General features: G+C 37.2%; 16 protein-coding genes and 1 pseudogene. 8 read left to right on the forward strand and 9 right to left on the reverse strand.

Features of this window, described 5'->3' with window-relative positions; genetic code table 11:
- Positions 1–50 precede the first annotated feature (50 nt).
- Positions 51–1,196: a TIR domain-containing protein gene (locus JQC92_RS00765; RefSeq protein ID WP_204997844.1), complete on the reverse strand. Its 1,146-nt coding sequence runs from the start codon at positions 1,194–1,196 to the stop codon at positions 51–53.
- 210 nt (positions 1,197–1,406) lie between these two features.
- A pseudogene (locus tag JQC92_RS00770) lies at positions 1,407–1,921 on the reverse strand (transposase family protein); the annotation flags it as partial.
- Positions 1,922–2,040: 119 nt separating this feature from the next.
- Here JQC92_RS00770 and JQC92_RS00775 point away from each other — a divergent pair.
- From JQC92_RS00775 to JQC92_RS00785, 3 genes are read left to right on the forward strand one after another with little or no spacing between them, the layout of a single operon-like run.
- Positions 2,041–2,715, forward strand: a complete 675-nt coding sequence (locus JQC92_RS00775) for a TIR domain-containing protein (RefSeq protein WP_338049475.1) — start codon at positions 2,041–2,043, stop codon at positions 2,713–2,715.
- 2 nt (positions 2,716–2,717) lie between these two features.
- Positions 2,718–3,161 (forward strand): hypothetical protein, encoded by a 444-nt coding sequence (locus JQC92_RS00780; protein ID WP_204997845.1) that lies wholly within the window; start codon positions 2,718–2,720, stop codon positions 3,159–3,161.
- A gap of 16 nt (positions 3,162–3,177) precedes the next feature.
- Complete coding sequence (locus JQC92_RS00785) at positions 3,178–3,723, forward strand: toll/interleukin-1 receptor domain-containing protein (RefSeq protein WP_239480250.1); 546 nt, start codon at positions 3,178–3,180, stop codon at positions 3,721–3,723.
- A 314-nt stretch (positions 3,724–4,037) separates the two neighbouring features.
- Here the strand turns inward: JQC92_RS00785 and JQC92_RS00790 are convergent, their stop codons facing one another.
- Genes JQC92_RS00790 through JQC92_RS00800 form a run of 3 tightly spaced genes read right to left on the reverse strand, consistent with a single transcriptional unit; the run spans position 4,038 to position 8,121 of the window.
- Positions 4,038–5,225 (reverse strand): site-specific integrase, encoded by a 1,188-nt coding sequence (locus JQC92_RS00790; protein ID WP_204997846.1) that lies wholly within the window; start codon positions 5,223–5,225, stop codon positions 4,038–4,040.
- The gene (locus JQC92_RS00795) at positions 5,225–5,434 is read right to left on the reverse strand and encodes a hypothetical protein (protein ID WP_204997847.1); all 210 of its coding nucleotides are present in this window, start codon (positions 5,432–5,434) and stop codon (positions 5,225–5,227) included. Before JQC92_RS00795 ends, JQC92_RS00790 begins: the two co-directional genes overlap by 1 nt.
- Positions 5,431–8,121: a toprim domain-containing protein gene (locus tag JQC92_RS00800; protein ID WP_204997848.1), complete on the reverse strand. Its 2,691-nt coding sequence runs from the start codon at positions 8,119–8,121 to the stop codon at positions 5,431–5,433. The genes JQC92_RS00795 and JQC92_RS00800 overlap by 4 nt, the downstream gene beginning before the upstream one ends.
- A 639-nt stretch (positions 8,122–8,760) precedes the next feature.
- Between JQC92_RS00800 and JQC92_RS00805 the strand changes: the two genes are divergently transcribed.
- The 4 genes from JQC92_RS00805 to JQC92_RS00820 are packed head-to-tail and all read left to right on the forward strand — an operon-like array spanning position 8,761 to position 12,549.
- Complete coding sequence (locus JQC92_RS00805) at positions 8,761–10,041, forward strand: MFS transporter (RefSeq protein ID WP_204997849.1); 1,281 nt, start codon at positions 8,761–8,763, stop codon at positions 10,039–10,041.
- Positions 10,042–10,089: 48 nt separating this feature from the next.
- Complete coding sequence (locus tag JQC92_RS00810) at positions 10,090–11,016, forward strand: LysR family transcriptional regulator (protein ID WP_204997850.1); 927 nt, start codon at positions 10,090–10,092, stop codon at positions 11,014–11,016.
- A gap of 23 nt (positions 11,017–11,039) precedes the next feature.
- Entirely contained in the window at positions 11,040–11,741 is a 702-nt protein-coding gene (locus JQC92_RS00815; RefSeq protein ID WP_204997851.1) for a class I SAM-dependent methyltransferase, read from the forward strand.
- Positions 11,734–12,549, forward strand: coding sequence for an alpha/beta fold hydrolase (locus JQC92_RS00820; RefSeq protein ID WP_204997852.1), 816 nt, complete (start codon positions 11,734–11,736; stop codon positions 12,547–12,549). The genes JQC92_RS00815 and JQC92_RS00820 overlap by 8 nt, the downstream gene beginning before the upstream one ends.
- A gap of 257 nt (positions 12,550–12,806) precedes the next feature.
- Here the strand turns inward: JQC92_RS00820 and JQC92_RS00825 are convergent, their stop codons facing one another.
- From JQC92_RS00825 to JQC92_RS00840, 4 genes are all read right to left on the reverse strand, one after another.
- The gene (locus JQC92_RS00825) at positions 12,807–13,337 is read right to left on the reverse strand and encodes a hypothetical protein (RefSeq protein WP_204997853.1); all 531 of its coding nucleotides are present in this window, start codon (positions 13,335–13,337) and stop codon (positions 12,807–12,809) included.
- 21 nt (positions 13,338–13,358) lie between these two features.
- Complete coding sequence (locus tag JQC92_RS00830; RefSeq protein WP_204997854.1) at positions 13,359–13,679, reverse strand: hypothetical protein; 321 nt, start codon at positions 13,677–13,679, stop codon at positions 13,359–13,361.
- A gap of 7 nt (positions 13,680–13,686) precedes the next feature.
- Complete coding sequence (locus tag JQC92_RS00835) at positions 13,687–13,890, reverse strand: hypothetical protein (protein ID WP_204997855.1); 204 nt, start codon at positions 13,888–13,890, stop codon at positions 13,687–13,689.
- A 574-nt stretch (positions 13,891–14,464) separates the two neighbouring features.
- Complete coding sequence (locus JQC92_RS00840; RefSeq protein ID WP_204997856.1) at positions 14,465–15,730, reverse strand: MFS transporter; 1,266 nt, start codon at positions 15,728–15,730, stop codon at positions 14,465–14,467.
- Between the two features lie 489 nt (positions 15,731–16,219).
- On the opposite strand from JQC92_RS00840, the gene JQC92_RS00845 reads away from it, so the two are divergent.
- A complete protein-coding gene (locus JQC92_RS00845) occupies positions 16,220–16,735 on the forward strand; it encodes a hypothetical protein (protein WP_204997857.1) in 516 nt (171 codons plus the stop codon).
- Positions 16,736–16,739: the final 4 nt, after the last annotated feature.

Here is a 16,739-nt window from a genome sequence, read left to right on the forward strand (position 1 = left end):
CTTTAATAGATAGTCTTGGTACAAGACTGAGTGCGTGTAGAGCTACCATTTTATTTGATAGAAGTTTTAATGAAGCTTACAGAACTTTTAGTTAGCTCTGTGTTATCGTTTTGAAGTTCTAGCGCACTAAAAAGAGGTGGAAATTCAGTCAAATTTAAGCAGTGTATTTCTTTACCAATTTCAACGGCGTAATCTAGTTCCATTTGTACCCAAAGAGACTTAACTTCGAGTCTTTCAGACACAGAATTATTGGTCTGGACGAAGAGAAATCTATGCGATTGTTTGATTCTTTCTTTAAGCACAATTTTGGTGAATTCACTCGTAAGCTCTCGTTTTAAAAAGTCACTATCGCTACTCCAATCATAGTAAATATGAATGTCATGCTTGTTCAGTTGTTTTTTCAAGTCACTAATTAGCAGACTATCTTTATAGCTATGTGATACAAAACAATCAAAGGTTTTCGTACTCTGTAAGCTATTTGAACTAAGGAGGTTGGCTAGGTCCTGGGGTGATACTTCAAAATTGACTTTTTCCAAGTGGTATTGTTTTTTCTTACCTTTAAACCCTTTACATTTGCGAACAAAAGCACTTAGTTCTTGTAGATGTTTAAATGCGATATTTCTAATGTGATTATTTCTTTCGGAGCTATTCAATTTTTGGAAGAATAGTTGCGTTCTTTCTGTATTAAATTTTCGCAACTCGCTTATGATTTCAAGCTTTTCACTGTGTGTTGAACCGCGTTTGTGATATGCAGCAATGTAAACCTCTAAGTAATAAGGGTCTACCTCTTGCATTAGAAGGGGGGAAGGTTGGAGTAAATTAATGGTATTTGTCATGCTCTCCTCCGCCTTTGCAATAGACTCTTCGTTGAAAGTAGCTTGTCGCTGCTGTTTGTATTTAACAGAACATACACTTTTAACAATTGGCAGGTTTTTGAAAAAATTTGGAGGACTTAGGTGTTTATATCTTCGCTTTTTTCCACATCTGACTAAAAATTCGTCGAGACCTTGGTACTGTTTGTAGCGTTCATTTAACTCCTTCCACTTCTTGGGATAAAACTTCTGAAACTTCTGCAACAAAGCTTCAGGGTCGTATTCGTATGGCATTGTTGTCATAACTTTAAGAATTGGCGCTCGGTAACACTTCTTGTACTTAATGGTTTCGCTCACAAATTTCCTTTTAGTTTTTCCTGGCATAAGTCTATCCTGATCCTACTTCTTTCTAGGCACTGTAAATTAAACTAGTAGAATGTAAACGATGACGAATAAAAAACTCATAAGTAGCAGGATAATTTTGACCAACCGTTGGTGATGAGCTTCTAGAACAAAGAGCCTAAATGAGTCCGAGCGATTGTATTGGGAAAGCTCTAAGAGCATGGCCAGTTTTTGTTGACCACTACACTCGGCAACTTGAGTAAACCAAGTATTCTGGTAGCCCGCATCAGTCATTATTAAAAGACAGCAATGCCCTGGTAAAATGGTTGCCAATTCCTCTAGAAAGCGGTTGTGGCTGCGCGGGGCATTGTAATCTTCAAGTAGAAATGTGCGTTCATAAAGGGTCACGCTTCGGCCTTGACACTGATGAAAGCGCGCAAAGTCATTAGTCTTAATTGTTCACGAACATCTGCCCACTCGACAAGAATAATAGGCATAGGATTAGCGGCACAAAGGTGCTGCGCATGCCATCGATATAGAGCCATTCTGTCATTATTGAGATGGTGATTACCGAGTACGCGGTCCATTCTTTTGATACTATGTTTTGCTGCGACATTGCCAGAGATGTTACGACTTAGCTGTGTTAATGAGAGTTGATTGCCATCTAGTAATGATTTTATGGCAACCATAAGAGAACTAAAGCGTTTTTTGTGAATCGTAGGGCATTGCGAACCCAGAGATTGATGTAGTATTGTAATGTCGCGCATGGTGTTATTTTTGGCGAAATTGATTAGTTCAAACAGCACCATGCGTGTCTAGCCATGGTTTGTAAAAGCAATTTTCTGAGGATTCCCTAGATAGGTGCATATGGAGTTTTATTTAAGCAGTGAGTAAATTAAAGGCACCGAAAAAAGAATTTAATAAGGATACCGATAACTTCACCGTCAAAACTGCAATTCCAGTAGTCGTTGGAGCCATTGCCGGAAATTTAATATTTCCAGGTATAGGAGGGATTGTCGGAGGTAGTATAATCGGTGGTTTAACTGGAATATCATCAAATAACAAGGACAAAAAAATGGCAAAAACACCTGTTTTTTATAGCTTTCATTTTGGAAATGATGTTATGAGAGTTCAACAAATAAGAAATATTGGTTCGATTGAAGGAAATGCGCCAACCACACCAAATGAATGGGAAACATTAAAGCGAACAGGTAAAAAATCTGTAGAAAATTGGATAGATCAAAACATGAAATACAAACGATGCATCATAGTTTTGATCGGTAGCGAAACAGCTGGCAGACCTTGGGTTGAACACGAAATAATTAAAGCATGGAATGATGGGAAAGCTATTTTAGGGATTCATATACACAATATTAAATGCCCTAGAAATGGTACTAGTCGTAAAGGTAAAAATCCGTTTGATCAGATTAAATTCGCAAATGGTAAAAAAATGTCAGACTATGTTCCTTGCTATGATCCTAGCTCTATCAATGCATATGGTGATATAGCAGAAAACATGTCCAATTGGATTAGTCACGCTATATCTAATAAGGCAAATTAAATATGGAAGATCCAGTCGTAAAGATTGATTCTGCATCACCATCTATACAAACCCATTTGGGCATATTACAAAATGTGATTCAACGTATGGCAGTAAATAGTTCTTCTAGCAAAGCATGGTGTGTAACTTTAGTCTCAGCAGTTCTTGTTATTGTTGCAGATAAAGGAAAGCCTGAGTATGCATATATTGCTATGTTACCTACAATAGTTTTTGCCGCTTTAGATGCGTATTACTTGGCTTTAGAGAAAGCATTTAGAAACTCATATAACGACTTTATTTCAAAGCTTCACTCTAAAGTTCTTACGGAGACTGATTTATATAGTGTTGCACCCAAAGGGAATCTTTCATACTTACAATGGGAGTCTTTAAAGTCCTTTTCAGTTTGGGGTTTTTACGTATCTATTGCTGTCTTAATCTTTGTCACAAAAACAGTAGCCATTGGTTAGGAGTTATAAGAGTCACATGGTAGATTTTACAACATTTGAAGATCTTAAAAGGTTTAATGATAAGTTAACGCTTAATGAAAGGGCCGTACTTAAATCCAATTCTTCAGCAAAGAGTAACAAAGATACGTTCTTGTCTCATTCATCAAAAGATGCTGAGTATTTACCCGGAGTAATTAACCTTTTAGAATCTCACGGGGCATCCGTATATTGTGATTTAGGAGATAATAGGCTCCCTGATAATCCAAACCCTGAAACAGCTGCAATATTGAAAAATCAAATTAAAGTCAGCCGTAAACTTATAGTATTTGTTACTACAAACAGTAAGGATTCAAAGTGGGTTCCGTGGGAGCTTGGTATAGGTGATGAAAGTTTATCAACTAATAATGTAGCTTTATTGCCGGCGGCAACATTCAATTATGAACAGTCTTGGGCGCAGCAAGAGTATTTGGGGTTGTATAGGCATATAGTGTGGGGAAAAATGAAAGGTGAACCAAAATCTTTATGGATGGTATACGATCAGCATACAAACACAGCTACTAAATTAAGTGAATGGCTGGCTTAGTGCTAAATGCACCTAATTAGCATATCTGGTGACCTAAATATCCTAATCCAAACGCTCACCTTTAGTGCCTTAGCTCTAAATTGTTCCTGTCCAAAAGTGAGATAGCAGGTAAAAGCTCTTATAAAGTGTGAGCACACATCCCGCATCACTTGCGGAAAAAGGTAACCTTGGTTATTACAGAGTCAAAACTTCTCTAATTCATTGTTAAGCTTTGACTTTGCTTTCATGTTAGAAGGTAATCTTTGCGGTTATAAAAAGGTTGTAGATTACCTTTAAAATAACTCAACTCATGCATTATATCAGGAAGTATTTAATTACTTGAATTTGATCTCTGCGTAGGGGACTTTAACCCAATCAATGTGATTTTCCGTGTAGATTTTGGTGCTCTTGGCGTCAGTGTGTGCCATACGAGATTGTGGATCGATACCTTGAGTATCAAATAAATGGGCGGCGAGTGCTCTTATCTCATGGAATGTAGGGCGTTGCGAGAACTCTAAGTGATCACAGCAGCCAACTTCATCACGTAATTTTGAAAATGCTCGGCTAATATAGTTTGGGGCGACTTGGGTTAGGTGAGTGACATCCTTACCCAGTTTATCATTGCATCGTTCTGGTAGACGGTGTACTGCAAAATTACTGACTAAGTTATCTCGGCTCCGGTCAATAATTTGTTTTAATGTTTCACCGATGGGGATGGCAACATGAGAGGCTTCTTTATGGGCGACTTTTTGCCTATGAATATAGAGCGTGCCGTAAGTTTTACCTTGAGCAGAGATTTCTGGTGTTTTAAACCAAAAACAGCCACAGGTTTTTGAGGTGGGCTTTTTTATCTGATACCGAATGCGAGATATTTCTAACCTTGCATGAGTTGTCTGTAAGCTTAAGTCCATAGCCGTTTGTAACCATAATGGTGCTACAGCATGAATTTTTTGATACCAATCTAATTTAAGCCTTTGACGTTTCTTTTCTTCTTTTCTTTTACGTTTTTTTAGTGTGGCTGGATTAACCATCATTAAGCTTTCATCAATGGCATAAGAGAACAGTTTTTTTAGCCAAGCAACTTTTCTGTTTTGCACATTGGCGCTGACATCAGAGTGAAACTCTGCAAGGTAATTATTGACGTGATGCAGCCCAATCTCACAAGCAGGCACATTTATAAAAAATTGTTTAGCCCTTTGAGCATCTTTTTCTAGTGTTTTTTTATATTCTTCTGATGGTCTTTCTTCTTCTAAAATCCGTTTCAGTAGTGAATGGATATGAAACCCGAAACAAGTATCGGTGCCTTGTTCATCAATACGTAACAGTTTCTCGACAGAAGCAGCAATTTTAGGTCTAGCGATTCGATTGTATTCTTTGGTTATCGAAATCGCTTCTTCTCTGTCTTTACCTAAATCTTTATAGCGACCATCGACAAGTTTTATCCGATAGTTGCCTCGTCGAGCATCGAAATACAAATGCTCTGGTAATGACTTGGTATGTTTGCTTTTGCGAACGTCAGCCATTATGCCCTCAATAATTCACCAACACTTTTGGAAATACTTGGTGCTAACCCTGCTTTCTCTTGTGTGAAAACGTAGGCTTTACCATCAATAAAGCGGCCTTCTATAATGCCAGATTTTATCCAGCTGCGGATAGTTTTTGGGCTTGGAGTTGAATCAACATCAAACTCTCGTCTTGCCCAAAGTGAAGCTTTCATAAGTTTATCGTTCATTTACGTTCTCCTTTCTTAAAAATCCAGCACTTAACACAAGCTGCCTTTTTCATCGTAGGGAATGATTTGTTTAGGCGTGCATGAACGGCACTGTTCACTGTTTTTTGACCAATATAACGGTGTGTTTTGCCAAGTTTTAGTTGACGTCTCAAATCATTTAATTCAGGAAGTTTTTGCTTACGTGATGCGGCTACCTCGGCAAACTGGTTAAGACTGATAGCAATGAGTTTGGGATCTCTAGAATGATTAACAGAGGCTACTTCTTCCATTTCTAAAAAATCATATACATCCCAAAAGGTTTCTAATAACGAATTATCTTTACTGGTTGCGGTTTGGCGTTGCGATGCCATTTTATATAGCGCATCTTTGATTTCTTCAGACTTGCTTTGCGTCACTGAAAACGTGTCTGCAAGTGCGTCCATGAGCGCACAAAGTTGAGCATGGTTTTTAGCAATGCGATTGATACGGATATTTTGTTTTTGCTTAATGTCTCTCATGTATTGCGGCATTTTATCTTTGAGTATTTGCATGATATTTTTTTCATTCAAAATGGATTTCAAAATAAAGCCAGATACATCCTCCATATCAACTGACTCAAGCCATTCAGCAGCTATAAGGCTATCATTAGTATGATGTTTGGGATCGATAACCAGTTTAACAATGCGTTGTAAAATGGGAGAGGTGGCCACCACATCTTCATTTTGTTCAATTAAAATTGAACCTCGAAACTTGGGTTCTCGTGTCTGGTTGTCATGGCTCATTACACCTTTATAACCAGTCGCACGACCGTTATAGAGCATTTTTAGATCTTCCCAATCGAACCTAGCCTGCTTAGGATCACGGTTTGATACTCTATCAGCTTCACTAAGAACAACAGGTAGATTACCGACTTGAGCAAGGATTCTTTCTCTTGCTGAAGGCGAAGAACGATTAGGGTCAAAGCCTTCATATTCTATACGACCACAACACTTCCACATAAACTCAATTAATGTGGTTTTACCGCCACCGGGCTCACCTGTGATCTCTAAAAACAAAAACGTTTTTTGGATTAGCCGAATTTGCTCAGCAAACAGACTGCCAAACCAGAAGAGCAGGGCGACCATGCCCTTAATGCCAAAGGCTTGCCATAGTTTGTCGAACCAAGTCTCATCCATACTTTTAAGCTCTTGATTAATATCTATTTTGATTGGCAGTAGAGATTTAATACTCAATGAAGCAATATCAAAAAAATCCTCTTCATTGATTTGATATAGTCTGCCTTGTTTAACGGCCAGCTGATTGAATATGTAGCATTGATGATCAACACTGTAACCAATAAAGTCCAATGCCAAGACTTGTTTTATATTGTAAAGCTGCTGTTCGATTAGTCGGTCTAGTTGTGTTGTATTACCTCGGTATACAGCACCAGTAATGCTGAGTAAACGTCGTTTAAACTCATAACTTGAACTTAAATTACTGCCCGTAAACGTTGCCTTGGTGACATAATTTTGGTGTGGATAATCTATCTTGAAGTAATAACTTTTATCTTCCGATGAGTGGACTTTCCGTGCGTACAAAGCTTGTGGGAAACACTTACATAATAGCTTTACCTTAGAAGACTCTTTAATTGCTTGGTCGACTACAATTTGATCACTGCAATTGCAAGAACGTTCATCGGCGATTCTTTCTGCAATTTTTCTGCTGTTATTTACGTCTATTGAGAACCAGTATAGGCAATGATTAAATTCAAATGGGAACTCGGTTTGTCCTTGTCTATTGTAAATAAGTATTGCTTTCTCAGTTGCTGAATTTGCGACAAGTAGTTTCCCGAGATATCGGTATTTTTCAAGGTGCTCGGTGGTCAGTCGTTCTCTAGTAAGTAGCTCGTTCCAGTCTAACTTTAATGTTGATTTAGGAGGCTGCGCTGCTGTTGCTTGCCAGCCAAGCTCTCTAGCCTTTGTAACGAATTGTTGAGTTTTTAATTCTCCTGCTGTACCTGTATCAAATGCAAATATCAATGTAGGCTTTTTTTTAGCAAAACACTTTGACTCTAAGTCAGATAACAATTGACTAGGAAAGTTGTTGCAGCTCATGACACTCACGGCTTGAATACCTATCTGTAGTAGGGAGATAGCATCAAATATTCCTTCGGTCAGCCACAGTTCGCACGCATCAATGACTTTAGCAATTGTAAAATTGGGTGGTTGCCACCAATATCCTTTATATTTCCCTTTGAAATTGGCTTTCATTGAACCGAAGCGTTCAGGATTATCAATCAAGCGCTCCCAAGTTGAGCCATTTACAAGCGTGAACTTTATCGTGGCTGAATGAATATTACGTTTAGAGCAGTAGTAAGCGCCTTGTTGATACCAGTCTTTGATTAACTTGAGATCAAAACCTCGGGCGTACTTTAGGTAAGCATCTGCAGTATTAGTGTTGCTTGAATCAGAATTAGTTTGAATGGTAGCAGGGAAACGCTCACTCCAAGAGTTGAAAAGCTCAGGGTAAACTTGTTTGATATGGATCTCATGACCGCATTTGTTTAAGCGTCCGCAACGGAGAATCCAAGGGGCGTGCCTATGCGTGTACAACTCTCGTTTACCACAACTGGGGCATAGCCCTTGTTGCAAGTAATCGGCGGTTTGACTTTTAAAATCATAATCTGGAGGTAACCGTCTAAGCACTTCTTTTTGTAACTCTGGATACATACAGACACTCCATCGTTAAGCTTGAAATAGAGCTCTCTACAATTTACTTTGTAAAAAGACTTTGATTTTTCTAATATCGTATCGATCTTGTCCAACGATTGTTATGTCTGGCTCTGGAAAATATCTGTGCTTTCTCCACCTCCAGAATGTGGTTCTATTAATTCCAAGCAACCTACACAGTTGATGACTGGTGAACCAGACTTGTTTTGCTGCATCTGATAAATCTTCACTCATAAAAATCACCTTTTACAACTTAATACAAGTTAAATTGTATTTATGATTTTTATATGAGTACATGACACCGATTTGTTTGTAAAGTTAACTTTTACCAGAAACAGCTTCATTTCCGCAAAAGCGGGTGAAATCCTTGATTTACTGTAAAGAGAATGAGTTTGAGACAGCTCACGTTAAGGTTGTAGAAATTAGCCTTAGCACTAACAGTGAATAAGAGTAAGGCATTAAGGTTATTAGTGTTTTTTGTTTTTTAACATTGTACATTTTGTATAAAGCTGAATTAACTGGATATATTTCTGGTTTTGGCTTTATGGTATTTTCGCAAGCTATGTACTCCAAAAAACTCAATACAATATGCCGAACTACTCAACTTGAAAGTGAAGTAATATCAATGAGCTTGCTATTGTGAAAACACGTAAATTCAAAATCACAGAACTCAAAGTCGTTGGTATCTCTGCGCTTGGTGGAGCATTAGAGTTTTACGATTTTATGATCTTTGCCTTTCTTGCAAATACAATTAGCCCGCAATTTTTCCCTGCAACAGAACATATAAACTCGCTATTAGGATTGTTTGGTGCATTTACCGTGGGATATCTCGCTAGACCAATAGGTGGTTTGATATTTAGTCACTACGGTGATTTACGAGGAAGAAAGAACGCATTCTATTTTTCGATAATTTTAATGGCAATTCCGTCTTTACTGATTGCAATATTACCTAATTATCAACAGATTGGTGTTTTAGCCCCCGTTTTTTTAGTTTTACTCAGAGTGGTACAAGGGATTGCAATGGGTGGGGAAATCCCCGGTGCAATCACTTTTACCTTTGAACATGTTGGCACGAACAAGCGTGGTAGGGCGATTGTATTAATCTTCTTTGCACTCAGCTTGGCTACCTTGTTTGGTCAAGGCATCATTGCTTTACTTCATCAAGTGCTAACAACAGAAGAATTTACCCAATGGGGTTGGCGAGTGGCGTTTCTTATCGGAGCTATATTAGGTGTGTTTGGCGCAAATTTACGGAAAAATTTGTCAGAGACTCCTTTATTCAAAACAACATCAGTTAAACAAGAAGAAGGGTACATTCCATCATTATTTCTAGTTAAGAACTATTTATTGCAGTTTATTCAAGCAGTATCGATTCTATGCTTGAGTGCTGTGAGTATGTTTTTACTCTTTGTCTATATGCCGACATATCTGACGAATTTTAGAGTTAGCCATTCACTGACAACCTCACACATTCAATTGTTTAACACGGTAAATTTAGGTCTGTTTTCATTGTTCATGCTGTTATTTGGCTACCTTTCAGACTATTTGGGTAGAAAAAAGTTGGTTGTTATCGGTTCATTTTTGTTGTTAGTTTTATCCTACCCATCATTTAATGCGTTGCTCAATGGATCACAATATGCGGTATTTTTGTCACTCATTATTCTTGGTGTTTCATTTTCATTAGTAGCATCGAGTTATGGGGCAATGCTTGCCGAATTATTTCCCTCCAAAGTCCGATATACAGGCGTAGGGCTTACCTATAACGTTGCTATTGCTGCGCTTGGTGGAACCACCCCACTCATTGCCACATATATTATAAAAATAACCAATAATCCTTTGATGCCAGCCTACTATTTGATGCTATTTGCTGGATTAAGTTTATTAGGGTCGCTCACGATTAGGGCTAATAAACTTTATTAATGCGAGTAAGCTTTTCCCAATGCAATCGTCCCGCAGGTTGGAGTACCCATGCTTCCAGTAAATGACATAATGCTTTTTGTTGATGTTGTTAAGTACAAAAGCTTTACGGCAGCAGCAGATAAAAATGAAAAGACAGCTGGCGCTGTGAGCAAACGTATTTCTCAGTTAGAGGCTTCATTAGGAGTAAAGCTTTTAAAGAGAACAACGCGAACATTAGCTCTAACTGAGGCTGGTGAAATTCTTTACCGCCAATGCGCTAATATGCAGCTAGAGCTAAGCTCAGTTTGTGAGCAGGTTATAGATGTTCACAGTAACCCCAAAGGAAAGATAAAAATATCTGCATTACAAAATTTCAGTAATATAATTTTATCTGGCTTGTTGGAGAAGTTTTTACAAGAGTACAGCGATGTTGAAGTTGAGATAACACTTGATGGCGCACTTGGAGCACTGCCACCAATCGATGAATATGACATTGCTTTTAGATGTGGTCGATTAGAAGATTCTTCGGCTATATCAAGGTTAGTCCTTACTCATGATTATACAGTCTGTGCCAGTAAATCATATTTGCAACGTAATGGAATACCAACAGACCTTAAAGATCTTTCAAAACACAATTGCTTAGACTGCCATCATGGCATTCAACCTGACGAAAGAGTTTGGACATTTTTTGACGGTAATGAAGGGTACAATATCCCAGTAAAAACCAATATATTTACCAATAACGCTCTGTTCGTCAAACACCTTGCTTTGAGCGGAGTTTCTTTGATTTATGCGCCAACATTTATTGTTGCAGATGAAATTAACGCAGGTTTATTAGTGCCAGTTTTGAGCCAATACAAAACCATCACAAATTCAATTTACCTTATTCATCCTTACGCAAACAAGAATTTACCCAAGCGAATGAGATGCTTTATTGATTTTATATTCGATAACTTAACAGTCCCATCAATACAGCTCGACAAGCCTGCTTTGTAACGAGTTACAGCGAGATAAATTCTATGCCTTTTGTATTAGAACATGTGTTAATTTGGAGTCGTTCATTTGATGAATATCAAAGAATGTTCTCATTGAAAAAGGAAGATCTCAGTAAGAAGATTTTGGGTTGTGCTGACGGCGCATCATCATTCAATGTAACTGCTAAATCACAAGGGCTAGATGTAACATCTTGCGATCCTCTGTACAGACTACAACCTGATGCAATTGGTGAGAAAGTCAGCACTTCTTGCGAATTAATTTACCCCAAAATATTAAATTCTGTGAATGACTTTAACTGGGATTACTTTAGCTCTCCACAAAAGCTTAAAACTCAAAGACTCAGCGCATCAAAAACCTTCTTGAATGACTATTCAACACAAAGAAACAGTGGAAAATACATTAATGCCAGTTTACCAAAACTGCCATTTGACGATAATAGCTTTGATATCGCATTATGCGGAAACTTCTTATTTTTATATTCTGAAATTTTATCGGCAGACTTTCACATCAATTCGATACTTGAATTGGTTCGAGTGGCAAAAGAGGTAAGAATCTTCCCACTTATTGGTAATGATAGACAAACACCAAAGCAGTTAAAGCTCGTCCTGAAAGCACTTGATGAGCTGCCCGTAAATTATAACATTGTTGAAGTTGATTATCACTTTACAAAAGGGGCTAATCAGATGTTAAAAATCAAAGAAATTGAGAGTCACAGTGATGTTTAAAGAACATGAGGGAACCGGTATGCCATCGGAGATGCTTGATGAAAATACAGGCACAAATATTGTCTACTTGGAAAACCATAATGCTAATACAGACATATGGCTAATTCATGGCTTTACCGAATGCAGTGATAGCTTAAAGGGAATATTTGATACATCAATAGCTAAACAATGCAATGTGTTCATCCCTGATCTTCCAGGATTCGGAAAAAGCCGTTTTGAAGAAAAATATTTCGACTTAAATAACATCGTTACACTGCTGGAACAATTGATTTCAGTCTATTCATCAGGGCGACCATTAATAATCCTTGGTCATTCTCTGGGAGCAACAATTGCGACCATTCTAACGGCAAAGCTAGATAATGTTGTTTTGTTCTTAAATGTAGAAGGAATGCTGGTTGAAGATGATCGTGATGCCCGATCACTAACAAAAGCTAGTGAATTTGATGATTCCGTGAAGTTTGTTGAATACATGTGTTCTCGATTAAAGACTGGAGCAGAGTCTAACGCTTTTGTGAAGCGCTATCTTGAAAATATTAAAAGGTCAGACCCCAATATCATTCATGATTGGGCTAAATCATCTACTGAACTGTTGGCAGCTAATCACATTGATTTGCTATATAAAAGTTTGAAGTGTCAGAAGTTATATATTCATGGTGAGTACACGATGTCTAGGCTGGAGTTAGAGCATTTAAAAAAGGCTGAGTACGAGCGAGTAATAATTAAAGAAGCAGGACATTGGCCAATGTTGGAGCAGGCTGGCGAATTTTGGAAAATCATTAGCGAAATATTATCCGAATATCATGGTTAATTTACTGATTTATAGATTTTTTCCATTCCTAACCAGCGACTGCTGACTCGAATTTGGACAAAAACGAGTTTCAGTTTCAGTTAATAATCAATAGATTGCATTAGAAAAAGTATCTCTAAAACCAAATTATGAACATCAAATTACTGTGAGCCTCGACTAGCCCTAAAAATTTAAATTTGGGCTTACAACAGAAATTCGTACAACGGCGGTTATGGTAAATAGGTTTGCGATAGCTCCCACTTAACGCGCTTATATTATTAGCACTTCTTACTTTCAAAGCAGTTTAGCTTTTCGAAAAAGGCTAAAGAAACAGCCTGCGGGACAATAAATACACCTCGTTTACGCTTACCGTATACTTTTATTTGCCAATTTTCATTTGCCATTTTAGCAAGATAATTCTTAGATATATCAAGACCAAAATGTTCAACTGTTGTAACCATCCCAGCTGCTGAGCCCACAACATTGTCGACGTTGACAAAATTCAGAGAGTTACCATTTTGGTCGTTTGCTGAATGGTAAAAACCCCATTCTACATTTGTAGCAGTTACATATAATTGTATAAATTCCAAACGACCTTTTTTATAGTTAGCTCTATACATTAGTTTGACTGGAAATGTATCAGTAAATCCCTGACGACTTAAATACAATGGAGTTCTAATCCAAGTTGTTCCGTTAAACTTATCATGCTCAACTTCAATTTGACTTGAAGCATTTTCAACTGAAGTTGGTGCTGTTGCAACACAACCTGTAAGCAGAAAAAACACTGCAACTAATTTTAAAAATCTCATATTACCCTTAATTGTTATGAGTTACTTGGCTACAATGTGTTTGTATTTATATCGAGTTACAAATACCATGAATAAACCAACAATAAATAAAATAACACCAGGAGCCGCTTGAGCTATTTTAGACTCCGCACCTAAAAAATTAACATACCAATCAGATGAACCACTCACTCCTTGAATAAAGAGATATATTCCACCGATAATGGCTGAAAGCCCTAAGAATAACCCCATAGTTGAGTAAAAAAATTGATATTTAGCTAAGATCGCTTGAGTTTCTAGAGGTGTATTTTTGTTGATCTGTGAGCCATTAACTACAAAATTTTTATTATTAGAAGGTTTGGACATTTATTAATTAGTTCCTTTCTCGAGGTTTTCCGAATTCTGCTGTAATTTTATCTAAAATTGAATTGTCAGCATTAAAACTTAACTTGCCATCGTTAATAATTATTTCAGTTCTTGAAACTTCATCTTCAGTTAGAAATTCAGCAAGTTTAGCTTTGGTTGTACCTAATATTCCTGCTGATAAATCGAAACTTCCTGTTTTCTTGATCGGCATGCGACCTCCTTGCTTGTAACTCAAAACATTTTAATCATGCTCATTGATACGGATTGACATTCAATCTAAGATTGCGCATAACTTATTATTTTAATATGTTTTATAACTTTAAAATAATACCTTGATTTTTGTATTGGTGTAAACACGCTTACGCATTATCCAAGGCCAGTAATTTCACGGCATTTACCATAACGTATCTTGTATGCACTTCAGAAAGTAACTTCAGGTTAAATCACCGCTAATGTCACAAAAGAATATATTATCTTGACGAAAGATGACTGGTTTAAGTCAGTTAACAAATGGTGATTTTCACTACATCAGCACTTGAAGCAAATTTATAGCACGAACCACTATAAAAGTTAATCATTAGGTCTGCTTTGTCATAAAATAGTCGTTCCAAAGAACATGACTTTTAACGAGTAAACATTAGAAATAGTATTGTAGTGAGTGTTCGTTGCTGACTCATTTAGGGGCATTTACGAGTTAGCATTATTTGAAATATTTAAAAGAAGATGCCGCAGCATACTGATAAGAAAATAATTTTTAATTTTATCAATTTTGCAGATATTGAGTTCTAAAAACAGTTTTTACAAGTGCTCTTTTTCCGTAAGAACAAAAATAAGTAAAAAAAGATCACTTGAATTAATACTGGTAATATAAAGCTGATTTTATAGCTTGTTGCTACAGAAAAGTACTGACTTGAGACAGTGACAATCAACCCAATCAGGTATTGAATTAAAAAAACTGAGGTAAATACTACAACATTCAATGCGGTGTTTGCTCTACCAGAATGTGTCTTTTGGAAGTGTTGAGTTAATACCGCATACGACAAATTAAAGATTTGTGAGATCAAGCTTAATAAAATCCACCACACCCAATCATTACGACCATGAGCAATGATAATAACAAGTTCAATAACAATATAAACGACAACCAACAAAGCCAGTATATTCTCCAGTGGCTTTTTATAATGCTTTGCTATTTTTGCGATATAGCCAGTTGATAAAAGACTCACTGTCATCGCAATGGCCATCAAAACTAAGTAATTATCAATCGTGCTTTGCGGTTTGTTTGAAACAGCTTGTAGCCAGTTTTCAATCCATAAGCCGTGTACTGCCATGAAACTTGGTAAAACACTTGTGGTAATAAGTGCAATAGTCCAAAAGTACCTAGACTTAAATATGGTTGCAATGCCATTCAGCTGATCTGAAAAATTGGAGTTTACTGTCGCAGTTTTTGTTTCGGGAACAACTGCATAAATGATCAGTGCAGTAATAATTGCCAATAACCCAAAGCAAATGTTCAAATCTTGCCATCCAAACTGAGTTACCAGATACTCAGTTGGCGTTGCTGATAACAGTATTCCAATCCCGCCAAACGTCATCATTATTCCATTCAGCATTGGTATTTTCTCGCTTGGGAACCACTGAACAATCATTTTAAATGCTGCCATTAATCCACCTGACATCCCTACACCAAGTAAAGCGTGGCCAATTGCTATCGTACCGATTTGATCACTCAACCCTGATAACACCAGTCCAGAGCCGGCAATGAGAAATAGCAAAGACTGTATTCTTTTCGCACCATAATTATCGAGTAATGTGCCTAACGGTATTTGAAATAGAGCATAAGCGAGAAAGTAAGTCGCATTTAATATCCCAAGTTCAGAGGGCGAAGCCTGCGTTAAACGTACCAGAGTCGGGACTAAAACAGCATTCATGGTTCTAAATAGACAACTTAGTATAAAGGCGGCGGCGAAAGGTAAAAAAACGATGGCAAAGGCTTTTTTGAAGGTGATGTTGTTCGGGTGTAGATCTACTTTGAAATTCGATGTCGTCACAACTATTACCTTGTTTTTGTTAAGAGTCTTATTCCTTTAATAGTCTTAATATTTGTTACAAATTTAACTAACATGAATTTAACGGCTTCATTGCTTAGTATGGATAACAAAGAAAATTCACCCCAGTAATCAAAAGATTATTAATGGTTTTTAGTACCTTTGCTTATGTGAAGCAGCTTAAAAGTTAGCATTCCAATTCGTCAAGCAACGGATAATGAATCTTTGTTTATGTTGAGATGGTCAAACAGTTTGATTTATAGATATTTTTTTAACGAATTACATTTTAGTCGAGATAATAGTCGCCATACTAGTGAAAACAGGTATCCAGTGACTTTTAGGGAAAAAAGTCACTAGGCTCCTGCTTTCGCAAAAGTAACAGTCGAATATACCTTGCTGCATTATGGCGAGGTCATTCCTTGATTGAGATGCAGCGAATTAATAGGACAAATTGAATGGATTCGTTATTGAATTGAAATAACGAGGTGGTCTATGACACAACTTATCCAGTTAAAACCATCAACCAGAAGCGTTTATGAAATGATAAACGGCTGGTTAGCAACACACCCAAGTTTTTCGCCTACATTCACTCAGTTTTTAATCAAATCCCCAGAGGCAGAAATTCATCTTAAAACTTTTGCATATTACCTTTCTGATACCATTCGAATTTTCGATGTGCCACTATTTGAGGTTTGTTTAACTCAAGCAATTAAGCGTTATGAATGTTCAGATGGGCAAGGGGAGGAAGGTGAGTTTGACGGATTCTTTGAAGTCTTAACCTATATCGCCGCAGATCTATTACACAACATAAAGATTGAAGATCACCAAGGTTGTGAATGGCGAGTAATAGATGGCATTTACTTCACTGATTGGTTTGTACTTAACTCATCAAGAATAAAGCAGTTAGAGTCAAAACAGATAATAATTGAACCATTCTACTCTGAAAAGCAAACAGTTAGGCGTGCTCAGCAGATATTGAAGAATAAAATATGTCTCACGATATGCTAACTGA

It is taken from the genome of Parashewanella hymeniacidonis, assembly GCF_016900895.1.
GTDB lineage: Bacteria > Pseudomonadota > Gammaproteobacteria > Enterobacterales > Shewanellaceae > Parashewanella > Parashewanella hymeniacidonis.

Bases quoted from the DNA above. Each gene is read 5' to 3' on its own strand.
- JQC92_RS00790 (WP_204997846.1), bottom strand. From the start codon at position 5,225: ATGGCTGACGTTCGCAAAAGCAAACATACCAAGTCATTACCAGAGCAT.
- JQC92_RS00845 (WP_204997857.1), top strand. From the start codon at position 16,220: ATGACACAACTTATCCAGTTAAAACCATCAACCAGAAGCGTTTATGAA.
- JQC92_RS00815 (WP_204997851.1), top strand. From the start codon at position 11,040: ATGCCTTTTGTATTAGAACATGTGTTAATTTGGAGTCGTTCATTTGAT.
- JQC92_RS00825 (WP_204997853.1), bottom strand. From the start codon at position 13,337: ATGAGATTTTTAAAATTAGTTGCAGTGTTTTTTCTGCTTACAGGTTGT.
- JQC92_RS00780 (WP_204997845.1), top strand. From the start codon at position 2,718: ATGGAAGATCCAGTCGTAAAGATTGATTCTGCATCACCATCTATACAA.
- JQC92_RS00810 (WP_204997850.1), top strand. From the start codon at position 10,090: ATGCTTCCAGTAAATGACATAATGCTTTTTGTTGATGTTGTTAAGTAC.
- JQC92_RS00835 (WP_204997855.1), bottom strand. From the start codon at position 13,890: ATGCCGATCAAGAAAACAGGAAGTTTCGATTTATCAGCAGGAATATTA.
- JQC92_RS00765 (WP_204997844.1), bottom strand. From the start codon at position 1,196: ATGCCAGGAAAAACTAAAAGGAAATTTGTGAGCGAAACCATTAAGTAC.
- JQC92_RS00785 (WP_239480250.1), top strand. From the start codon at position 3,178: ATGGTAGATTTTACAACATTTGAAGATCTTAAAAGGTTTAATGATAAG.
- JQC92_RS00830 (WP_204997854.1), bottom strand. From the start codon at position 13,679: ATGTCCAAACCTTCTAATAATAAAAATTTTGTAGTTAATGGCTCACAG.
- JQC92_RS00820 (WP_204997852.1), top strand. From the start codon at position 11,734: ATGTTTAAAGAACATGAGGGAACCGGTATGCCATCGGAGATGCTTGAT.
- JQC92_RS00795 (WP_204997847.1), bottom strand. From the start codon at position 5,434: ATGAACGATAAACTTATGAAAGCTTCACTTTGGGCAAGACGAGAGTTT.
- JQC92_RS00800 (WP_204997848.1), bottom strand. From the start codon at position 8,121: ATGTATCCAGAGTTACAAAAAGAAGTGCTTAGACGGTTACCTCCAGAT.